Here is a 10,939-nt window from a genome sequence, read left to right on the forward strand (position 1 = left end):
ATCTCCCCGACACGCCCGCCGCCGCCGGAATTTCAGCTACCGGTGGCCATGTGCACCAGTGGATCGTCGGAACCGGCGTCGACCGTCCTCGCGGCGTCCGTGACCAGCGTGTCCAGGATCGCCCCGAACCCGTCCTCCGAACCGGTCCCCGTGACGGCCAGCACGATCATCGGCACCAGGCTGGTCAGCGTGGTGGTGACGATCTCCTCGACGGTCATCCGCTCCGCCAACGAGGCCGTCATCATGGCCAGACGCGCGTCGAGCTCCGCCCACGTGACCGTGGTGCCCTCGTAATCGAGGGCGACGGCCGCCGGGGCCGCCGCCGCCGCGGCGGACACCAGACCGGGCAGGTCGTCGACCGTGAGTCCATCCGACTCCGGCACCTCCGGCGTGACGGCGCTCCAGATGTCGATGTCACCCACCACGGACTCGGGATCCTCGGTGACGGCCTCGACGATCCGGACGAACCGGTCGGCGAAGCCCGCGGCGGTCTTCTCGTCGAACAGGTCCGTGGCGTACCGGAAGGACGCGTCCAGGTCACTGACCCTGCCGTCGGAGTCGCGCAGCTCGACGATGGTGAGCTGCAGGTCCAGCTTCGCCATGACCAGGCCGCTGTCGTACTCCGACGCGGTGAGGTCGGGCAGCTCCAGAGTCGGCCTACCGGTGTTCTCGAACGAGAGCATCACCTGGGCCAGCGGCGAGTAGGCGGACGAACGCGCCGGGTTCAGCCGCTCCACCACACTGTCGAACGGCACGTCCGCGTGGGCGTAGGCCTCGAGGTCGGTCTTCTTGACCTGCCTCAGCACCTGAGCGAAGCTCGCGCCCGGATCCACCTCGGTGCGCAGCACCAGGGTGTTGACGAACATACCGACCATGTCGTCGAGCTCCGCCTCGCCGCGCCCCGCCACCGGCGTGGCGATCGCGACGTCGTCGCCGCCGGTCAGCCTGGCGAGCAGCACCGCCAACACGGCGTGCGTGATCATGAACAGCGTCGCGTCGTTGCGCCTGGCCACCTCGTGCATGCGGGCCACCAGGTCGGTGCCGAGCGAGACCTGCACGTCGCCGCCCTGCATCGACTGCCGCGCGGGCCGCGGCCGGTCGGTGGGGAGCTCGATCAGGGCGGGCATCCCGCGCAGGGTGCCCTCCCAGAAGGTCAGCTGCCGGGCGGCGAGCGAGGTGGGGTCGTCCTCCGCACCCAGCACCGCTCGCTGCCACAGCGCGTAGTCGGCGTACTGCACCGGCAGCGGCGACCAGGACGGTGCGCCACCGCTGACCCGCTCGCCGTAGGCAACCATGACGTCGCGCGCCAGCGGCCCCATCGACACACCGTCGGCGCTGATGTGGTGAACCACCAGGGCGAGCACGAACTCCTGCTCGTCCACCTGGAACAACCGGGTCCGCAGCGGCGGCGCCGTGCTGACGTCGAAGCCGCGCGAGACGAACGCCACGAGCCCCGCGGTGAGTCCGGCCTCGCCGACCGCCACCGGCTCCAGGTCCACCGGCACCGACGAGACCGGCAGCACCAGCTGGCGCGGGACGCCCTCGTCCGCCGGGTAGACGGTGCGGACCGACTCGTGCCGGGCCAGCACGTCCCCGACCGCCGCCGCGAGGGCGTCGCGGTCGAGCGAGCCGTACAGCCGCACGGCAATCACGATGTTGTAGGACGGGGAGTCGGTGTCGAGCTGGTTGATCAGCCACATCCGCTGCTGCGCGAGCGAGAGCGGCAACCGCTCCGGACGCTCCCCCGCCACCAGCGCGGGCCGCGGTGCGCGGCCCTCCTCGCTGACGGCGCGAGTGGCCAGTTCCGAGACCGTCGGGGCCTCGAACAGGTCACGCACCCCGAGCGCGGAACCGAGCGCAGAGTTGACCCGGGCCACCACCCGCGTCGCGGAGAGCGAGTTGCCGCCCAGCGCGAAGAACGAGTCGGTGGCGGAGACGGAGTCGGTCCCGAGCACCTCGCCGAAGACGGCCGCGACGGCCTCCTCCACCGGGGTGCGCGGCGCCACGTATCCGCCGTCGGCACCGAAGTCCGGCTCCGGCAACGCCTTACGGTCCAGCTTGCCGTTGACCGTGAGCGGCAGCGCGTCCAGCAGCACGATCGCCGACGGCACCATGTGGGTGGGCAGGCTCCGGCCGACGAACTCCTTGAGCGCGGCCACCTCGACGGACTGCCCGGCCACCGGCACCACGTACGACGCCAGCAGCATCTCGCCCGTCGGACCGGGTCGGCCGACGGTCACCGCGAAGTCCACCGCCGGGTGTGCGTCGAGGGCGGCGTCGATCTCGCCGAGCTCGATCCGGAAACCGCGGACCTTCACCTGGAAGTCGCTGCGGCCCACGTACTCGACCTCGAGACCGGCGGGAGCCTCCACCCAGCGGACCACGTCACCGGTCCGGTACATCCGGGCGCCGGGGCCACCGTGCGGGTCGGCGACGAAGCGCTCGGAGGTGAGTGCCGAGCGCCCGTGGTAGCCGCGGGCCACCGCCGGACCGGACACGTACAGCTCGCCGGCGACGCCGACCGGCACCGGCCGCAGCCGGGAGTCCAGGACCACCGCGCCGACGCCGCGGATCGGGCCGCCGACGGTCACCGCGGCGCCCGGCACCAGCGCGCTGCTGATGTTGGTCGCGACGGTGCCCTCGGAGGGACCGTAGGCGTTGAACATCTCCCGGCCGGGCGCCCACCGCGAGACCAGTTCCGGTCCGCAGGCGTCGCCGCCGACGATCACGGCGGTGACCTCGTCCAGACCCTCCGGGTCCACCGTGGCCAGGGCCGCCGGGGTCACGAACGCGTGCGTCACCCGCTGCGACGCGAGCAGGCCGTGCAGTTCCTCGCCGCCGTAGACCTCCGTCGGGGCGATCACCATGGTGGCGCCCGCGCCCACCGCGAGCAGCAGTTCGAGCACCGAGGCATCGAAGCTCGGCGACGAGAAGTGCAGGGTGCGAGACGAACTCGTCACCGAGTAGCGCTCACGCTGCTCGGTCGCGAAGTTCTCCAGGCCGGCGTGGGTCACCACCACGCCCTTCGGCAACCCCGTCGAACCGGAGGTGTAGATGACGTAGGCGATGTGCTCGGTGCGCAGCGGCGCGAGCCGGTCCGCGTCGACGATCGCGCCTGCGCCCAGTTGGGCACACCGCGCCTCGAAGTCCGGGTCGTCGAGGACCACCCATTCCACCGAGTCGGGCAGGCCGCCGCGGTGCTCGGCGACCGTCAGGCCGAACCGCACCCCGGAGTCGGAGACCATGTGCGCGATGCGGTCGGCCGGGTAGGCCGGGTCGATCGGCAGGAAGGCGCCGCCGGCCTTGGTCACCGACCACACGCCCAGCACCGACTCCACCGAACGCGGCAGCGCCAGCGCCACGAAGACCTCCGGGCCGACGCCCGCGGCGATCAGCGCCCGCGCGACCCGGTTGGACCGCTCGTCGAGTTCGGCGTAGCTCAGTTCCGTCGCGCCGGCCACCAGCGCGGGAGCGGCCGGGTCCACCGCGACCGCGGCGGCCATCAGCTCGGGCAGCGCGACGCCGTCGGCGCCGGCCGCGCCGCGCACCGGAACCAGGCGCTCGTGCTCTGCGGCGTCGAGCAGGTCGATCCCGCCGACCGCCGCGACGCTGTCGTCGGCGAAGGCCTCCAGCACCGTCAGCAGTCGGCGGGCAAATCCCTCGACGTCCGTCCGCGAGAACGCCGACGACATGTACTTGAAGTTCAGTTCCAGTGTGCCGCCGAGGATTCCGACGACGGCCAGCGGATAGTGCGATCCGTCCTGCACGTCGACGTCGAGCAGCCGCAGCCCGGCGATGTCCGACTCGTCGGTGACGCCCTGCCGGTCCACCGGGTACGACTCGAGCACCAACAGGGTGTCGAACAGGTTGCCCTTGCCCTCGGCGGTGATGATCTCGCTCAGGCCCACGTACTGGTGGCCGAGCAGCTGCGCCTGCTCCCGCTGGACCCGGGTCAGCAGCTGCGCCACGGACTCGGTGGGGTCCACGCTCACCCGGACCGGGACGGTGTTGATGAACAGGCCGACCATCGACTCGACGTCGGCCAGCTCCGCAGGCCGACCCGACACGGTGGCGCCGAAGAGCACGTCGTCACGGGCGGTGAGCTGTGCGAGCACCAGACCCCACGCGGCCTGCAGGAGTGTGTTGGTGGTGACCTCGAGCCCGCGCGCGAGGCGCTTCAACCGGCCGTCGAGATCGTCGTCGAGCACCACCGAGACGTCCTCGGACGCGGCGACCGCCGACTCCGCCGCCGCACGGGCGGCCAGCATGGTCGGCTCCTCGACGTCGGCCAGGACACTGTGCCACTGCGCACGGCTGGCCTCGGCGTCCTGCGCCGCGAGCCAGGACAGGAAGTCCTTGTAGGTGCGCACCCGCGGCAACATGTCCGCGGATCCGCCTGCGGCGTACAGGGTGAGCAGGTCCCGCACGATCAGCGGCGTCGACCAGCCGTCCGCCAGGATGTGGTGGTTGGTGACCGTGAGGATCCACCGGTCCGGGTCCGTACGGATCAGGTGGAACCGGGTCAGCGGCGCGGCGGTGAGGTCGAACCGGGTGGTCCGGTCCGCCCGCATCAGCCGGTCCAGCTCGGCGGACCGGACGTCGGCGTCGAGCACCGACAGGTCGGTCTGCGTCCACGGCAGCGTCACGTCGTCGAGCAGGACCTGCAGCACCTCGCCGCCGTCCTCCTCCTGCACGAAGACGGTGCGGAAGACGTCGTTCCTGGCGACCAGGGCCTGCCCCGCCGTGCGCATCCGGTCCGGATCCACCTCGCCGCCCAGTTCGAGCACGATCTGCGCGGTGTAGACGTCGACGTCCTCGGCGAGCAGCGAGTGGAAGTACATGCCGTGCTGCAGCGGCGCGGGCGGCCACACGTCGACCAGCGCCGGGTAGCGCTGTTCGAGCCGCTCGATCTGCTTCTGCGACAGCGCGACCAGGTCCAGGTCCGACGGGGTGAGTCCGCCGGCCGTCTCGTCGGCGGCGTAGGTCGCGACGGCCTCGAGCGCGCGGGCCCACCAGTGCGCGAGGTGCTCGGCCTCGTCCTCGGTGAGCAGCTCGGACGCATAGGTGAACGACGCCGCGAGGTGGGCGCCTGCGCCCTCGCCCTCGATGCCGGCGTTGACCTCGACGGTGGCCGAGAGCGCCGCGTCGGCGTCGTGCGCGGACAGGAAGCCGCCGATGCCGACGGAGTCGTCCGGCGTCCACGGCGCACCCGCCAGGTCCCCGCCCAGCGCGGCGGCGGTGCGGCCGAGGTAGTTGAACATGATCTGCGGCGCCGCGAACTCGGCAAGCCTGCTGCCGGTGTCCTCGCGCAGGTGCCGGAGCAGCCCGTAGCCGAGGCCACCGTCCGGAACCGCCAGCAGCTGCTCCTTGACGGCCTTGACCACCGATCCCGCCGCCGGGCCGCCGTCGAGGGCGTCGTCGACGTCGAGGCCGCCGAGTTCCAGCCGCACCGGGAAGATGTTGGTGAACCAGCCGACCGTGCGGGACAGGTCCGCCCCGACGATCACGTCGTCGTCGCGGCCGTGGCTCTCGAGCGCCAGCAGCACCGAGGACGCGTCGACCCCGCGGTCGCGACGCCAGCGGGTCACCGCGAGCAGCAGTGCCGCCAGCAGTCCGTCGTTGACCCCACCGCGGAACGCGCGGGGGACGCTGGTGAGCACCGCGTGGGTGACCTCGGGCGAGATGTCGACGCGCAGCGTCCGTGCGGTCGCGGAGGTGTCCCGCGCCGGGTCGAAGGCGCGGGCACCCAGGACCGGGTCCGTGCCCTCGAGGGTGCGCTGCCAGTGGTCGAATTCGCTTGTCCGCGAATCACTCCGGGCCTCGTCACGCAGGGCGTTCGCCCACCGGCGCACCGAGGTGCCGACCGGCTCGAGCCGCGCGGGCTGACCGATGGCGAGCCCGGTGGCCGCGATCGCGAGGTCCGGCAGCAGCACCCGCCACGACACCCCGTCGATCGCGAGGTGGTGGATCACCAGCAGCAGCCGGGCAGCGCCGGACGGCGCGGTCAGCGCCGTCGCCGCAACCAGCAGGCCCGCGGCCGGATCGAGTCGGTCGGCGGCCGCGTCGAGCTGCTCCGCGACGGCGACCTCGAAGTCCGCGGTGCCCGGTTCGGCGGTGACGGCGACCCGGGAGAGCACGTCGGCGGCCCGCACGGAGCCGACCTCGCGGACCTCGAAGGTCCAGTCGCCGTCGGCGGCCGTGGAGAGCCGCGAACGCAGTGCGTCGTGGTGGTCGAGGACGGTCTGGAGTGCGCCGCCGAGGACGTCCTCGGACACGTCCGCGGCCAGGTTGAGCAGGATCGCCTGGGACCGACGGTCGAACGCGCCCTGACCCAGCATCCAGTGGCCGACGGGCAGCAGGGGCAGCTCGCCGATGCCTGCGCCGGGCAGTTCCTCGAGCACCGACGCCACGTCGTCGCTCAGGGCCCGCTGGCCGACCAGTTCGGCCAGCCTGGCGACGGTCTTGCAGTCGAACACGTCGCGGGTGGTGAAGGCGACACCCGCCTCCTTCGACCGGGACACCAGCTGGATCGACATGATGCTGTCGCCGCCGAGCGCGAAGAAACTGTCCTCGATGCTGACCTCGCCGAGGCCGAGCACGTCGCAGTACACGGTCGCGATGGCCTTCTCGAGCTCGGTGACCGGCGCGACGTAGGCCTGGTTCCGGGCCTTGAAGTCCGGCTCCGGCAGGGCCTTGCGGTCGATCTTCCCATTCATGGTCAGCGGCAGTTCGTCGAGCACGATGACCGTCGCGGGCACCATGTAGCTCGGCACCAGCCCGGCGACGCCCGCGATCAGGTCCGCGACGTCGATCTCGGCGCCGGGCGCCGCCACCGCGTACCCGATCAGTCGCTCGCCCAGGTCGCTCTCGTGCACGAGCACCGTGGTCGCCACGACGTCCGGGTTCGCCAGGATGGCTGCCTCGACCTCGCCAAGTTCGATGCGCAGGCCACGGATCTTGACCTGGAAGTCACTGCGGCCCTGGAACTCCAACTCGCCGTTCGGGTTCCACCACACGACGTCGCCGGTGCGGTACATCCGGGCCCCGTCGGACCGGAACGGATTGGCCAGGAAGGTCGACGAGGTGAGCGCGAACCGGCCGCCGTAGCCGCGCGCGACACCGACGCCACCGACGTAGAGTTCGCCGCTGACGCCGGGCGGGACCAGCCGCAGGTGCTGGTCGAGGACGTACAGTTCGAAGCTCTGAACGGGACCGCCGATCGGGATCCGACCGTCCGGGTAGGTGCGCCCGGCGAGATCCAACGGGTGGAAGGTCACCATGTCGGTGACCTCGGTGGGCCCGTAGTGGTTGACCAACCGGGTGCCGGCCGCGGCCAGCGCGCCGAGACGCTCCGGACGCATGGCCTCGCCGCCGAGGAACACACCGTCGAGCCCGGGCAGGACGCCCCGGGAATCGTGGTCGAGCAGCACGTTGAACAGGCTCGGGGCCATGTTCGCGACCCGGACCCGGCCGTCGCCGACGATGTCGATGATCTCAACCGGATCGAACGGATCGGCCGCGAGGTGGATCGACCAGCCCTCGGACAGCGCGACCCAGACGTTCTTCTGGGTCGCGTCGAAGCTCGGGGAACCCGCGATCAGCAGCCCCTGACCCGGTGCCAACGCGACCTGGCCCCGGTACCACTCGACGTTGTTCGCGACGCCGTGCATCGGGACCAGGGTCGGCTTCGGCCGGCCGGTCGAACCCGACGTCGAGATCACGTACGCGATCCGCGATCCCGCGCAGTCCTCGTGCCACCGGTTCGCAGGCGTCGAGGCGTCGCGCCCGGCGAGCTCGGCCTGGGTGGCCGGGTCGTCGAGCAGGGCCATCCGACCCCGGTAGCTCGCGGCCTCGGACCAGGCGCTGGTGGCGACCACGTACCGGACGTCGCAGTCCTCGAGGATCGACTGCATCCGCTCGACGGGCAGGCTGGGGTCCACATAGGTGTACGCCGCGCCTGCCTTCCAGGCGGCCAGCATTCCCACGACCCAGTCCACCGAGCGCGGCACGATCAGCGCGACGACGTCGTCGGCCCCCACACCCTCCGCGATCATCTCGCGTGCCAGCTGGTTCGCCCGACGATCGAGCTCGCCGCGGTCGACGCTGCGCCCGCCCGCGACCACCGCGACCGCGCCGGGATCAGCGGCGACCGTCGAATCCCAACGGTCGGTGACGTCGACGGCGAAGGGCTCGGACGCACCGGTCCCGACCGTCCGCAGCCACTGCTCCTCGCCCTGCTCGAGGAGGTCCAGGCGGCTGATCGGGGTGTCCCGGTCCGCGGACAGGAACCGCTCGAGGAAGCTCAGGAACCGGCGGTGGTAGCCGCCCAGATCGGCGTCCGAGTACAGGTTGGGATTGCCCTCGAAGTCGATCTGGATGCTCTTGCCCGCCACGCTGGGGTACAGGTTGACGGCCAGGTCCTCGACCGGACCCGTGCTGAGCACCTGGAACCGGCCGGTGAAGTCGCCGAGCCGCAGTTCCCGGTGGAACATCATGATGTTGATCGACGGGCCGAAGAAGCCCCGCTCGCCGGTGACGGTGCCGGCATCGCGACGCATGTCCTCGTGCCGGTACATCTGCCGGCGCAGGGCACCGGTCAGCTCCAGGTTCGCCGCCGCGACCAGCTGGTCGACGGTGGTGTCGGCGCCGATCCGCAGCCGCAGCGGGACGACGTTGGAGACCATGCCGCCGGAACGGCGCAGCACCGCGGTGGCGCGCGCGGAGACAGGCAGGCTGAGCACCACGTCGTTGCTGCCGGTCATGCCGGCCAGATAGGCGGCGAAGGCCGCCACGATGGCGGGGGTCTCGCCGGCGACGCTGCTGTCCGCGGTGGCCGCGAGCAGCTCCGAGGTGGCGTCCGGGACCGGCTCGCCCGCCACCGTCGCGTGCGAGTCCACCGGAGCGGTACGTCCGCTGAGGCTGAGCGGGGCGGGCAGGTCCGCGACCCGCTCGGCCCAGTACTCCCGGTCCCGCTGGAACCGGGGCGAGCTTCGGTAGGCCAGCTCGTTGTTGTAGATCTTGACCAGGTCCTCGGCGTGCCCGGGCTCGATGTCCCGGCCCTGCACGACGGCCGTGTACAGCTCGGCGGCGCGATTGACGATGGCCATCGCGCCGAAGCCGTCGAGCGCGATGTGGTGGATCCGGCAGTACCAGTAGCTGTGGGACTCGCTGAGCTTGAGCACGGTGGAGACGATCAGCCGGTCCTCGAACAGGTCGAGCGGCGATCCGTAGTCCTGACGCATCCAGGCCTGCGCGGCGGCGACCGGGTCGTCCCGGTCGGAGAAGTCCAGGAACCGGACGTGGTCGTCGATCGAGCGGTCGACGACCTGCTCGGGCAGCCCGTCCGCGGGGACCAGTCGGAGGTAGGCGGAACCGAACTCCTTGCCTGCGATCCGGTTCGTCTCCGTCAGGATGTCGATGTCGAGGAGACCCTCGACCTCGATGTACTGGGCGATGGTCAGCGGGACGTCTCCCGCGGCCTGCTGAGCGAACCACATTCCCCGCTGAGCGGACGACAGTGGAAACTGTCCGGAGGTGTGCGATGCAGGAGCCTGCGACGCCTCCTCCGGAACTCCACCAGATCCGACTGCACCCAGGGTGTCCAAGGTTTCGCTCCCCCATCTCGACGAAGTTCCGTCGCTGTGTCTCGTAGTGGTCCCGCTCAGGGCACGACAGTTTCCTGCAGATCCACTGTTGTCATCGCTCCGGCGGCACCCTTCGTTAGCTCACGCCTCCTCTGGGAACCGCCACGATCACGTCGGGAGTCCCGCGTCGCCGACATTATGTCGGCGATCACAGACGAACGTCGGCAATCGGCCACCCGCTCCTGGCGGGCGACCGTGGTCCGGCGCGCGAGTCAACCGCCCGGAATCATGTCACATGCGGTCGGGGCGACGGCACACCACACCGCGGCGGAGCACCCGTAGTTGTTATCAGTTCACCCGCGGCGCGACAAGTTTTGTGCGCATCGTCTCCGCCGCCCTCCCGGCCGGTTACTCGTCGGTAAGTTGACTGCCGATCGGCACGGTCAGGGGCGGTCGAACCGCCTCACACCGGGTTCGCGCCTGCCCCCATTCGCCGGCGCACATCCCACAACAACACCCGGTTGGCACCGTGCCGGACGAACCGCGGCAGGAACCGGTTGACGAACGAGACGACAACGAAGAGGTTCTCGAACCGTCGGCGATCGGTCTCGGTCCACTCGATGCCGAGCAGGTCGCGGAACAGGGGCGGCAGGAATCCCGCCGTCAGGAACCGCAGCAGGTTCCCGAAGACGGCCCGCAGCGGCCAGCCGATCATCCGCAGGTGCACCAGGTCGTCGAGGTACTGACGGGTCCGTTCGTCGATGGTCACCCGCTCGCAGGCCAGGTTCCAGTAGCGGTCGAAGTCGGCGCGGGTGGGCGGCCACATGTCCTCGGTGACCTGCAGGGTGGTGCCGAGCGTGGACGACGACCGGTAGAACGCCTCGGCCTGCACCTCGGTCAGCCTGCCGTGCAGCAACTGGTGGCTGTCCTCGAACCCGACGTAGAGGCACGCCGCGACGTACATCTGCAGCTCACGGTCGAAGGCGTTGTACTCGACGGGGCTGTTCTCGTCCGAGCGCACGTGCCGGTGCACGCCGTTGACCGCCTGCCGGTAGGCGCGGCGTTCCTCGTCGCTGCCGAGGATGGCGACCGTCAGGTACTGGAAGGTGGTGCGGGCGCGCTTCCAGGGATGCCGGACCAGGCTGCCGGACTCGACCCTGCTCTCCATCACGCCGTACGCGACCCCGGGCCACCCCAACTGCATGATGACGTTGGCGGCGCCGCCCGCGAAGGCCCAGAAGTCGAGGGCGTCGGTGATCAGCACCTCCCCGCGGTCGCGGCGCCGGACCCGCGAGCCGATCTCGATCCGGGTGTACGCGGTGGTGAGCGTCGGCTCGGTGTCCATCGCTGCTGTC

2 protein-coding genes and 1 pseudogene are annotated in these 10,939 nt (G+C 71.1%); all 3 read right to left on the reverse strand.

The window, feature by feature from the left end:
* Positions 1-32: 32 nt before the first annotated feature.
* Positions 33-4,871, reverse strand: coding sequence for an amino acid adenylation domain-containing protein (locus tag ACFO6S_RS21270; RefSeq protein WP_465269193.1), 4,839 nt, complete (start codon positions 4,869-4,871; stop codon positions 33-35).
* 39 nt (positions 4,872-4,910) lie between these two features.
* Positions 4,911-9,605, reverse strand: a pseudogene (locus tag ACFO6S_RS21275) (amino acid adenylation domain-containing protein); the annotation flags it as partial.
* Between the two features lie 442 nt (positions 9,606-10,047).
* Positions 10,048-10,929 carry an oxygenase MpaB family protein gene (locus ACFO6S_RS13625; RefSeq protein WP_378417782.1) on the reverse strand — a complete coding sequence of 294 codons (882 nt, stop codon included), beginning with the start codon at positions 10,927-10,929 and terminating at the stop codon, positions 10,048-10,050.
* Between the last annotated feature and the right edge of the window lie 10 nt (positions 10,930-10,939).

Source organism: Rhodococcus kronopolitis (genome assembly GCF_042654025.1).
GTDB lineage: Bacteria > Actinomycetota > Actinomycetes > Mycobacteriales > Mycobacteriaceae > Rhodococcus_G > Rhodococcus_G kronopolitis.

What these genes read in the sequence shown, in the direction of transcription:
- ACFO6S_RS13625 (WP_378417782.1), bottom strand. Translation starts at nt 10,929, where the DNA reads ATGGACACCGAGCCGACGCTCACCACCGCGTACACCCGGATCGAGATC.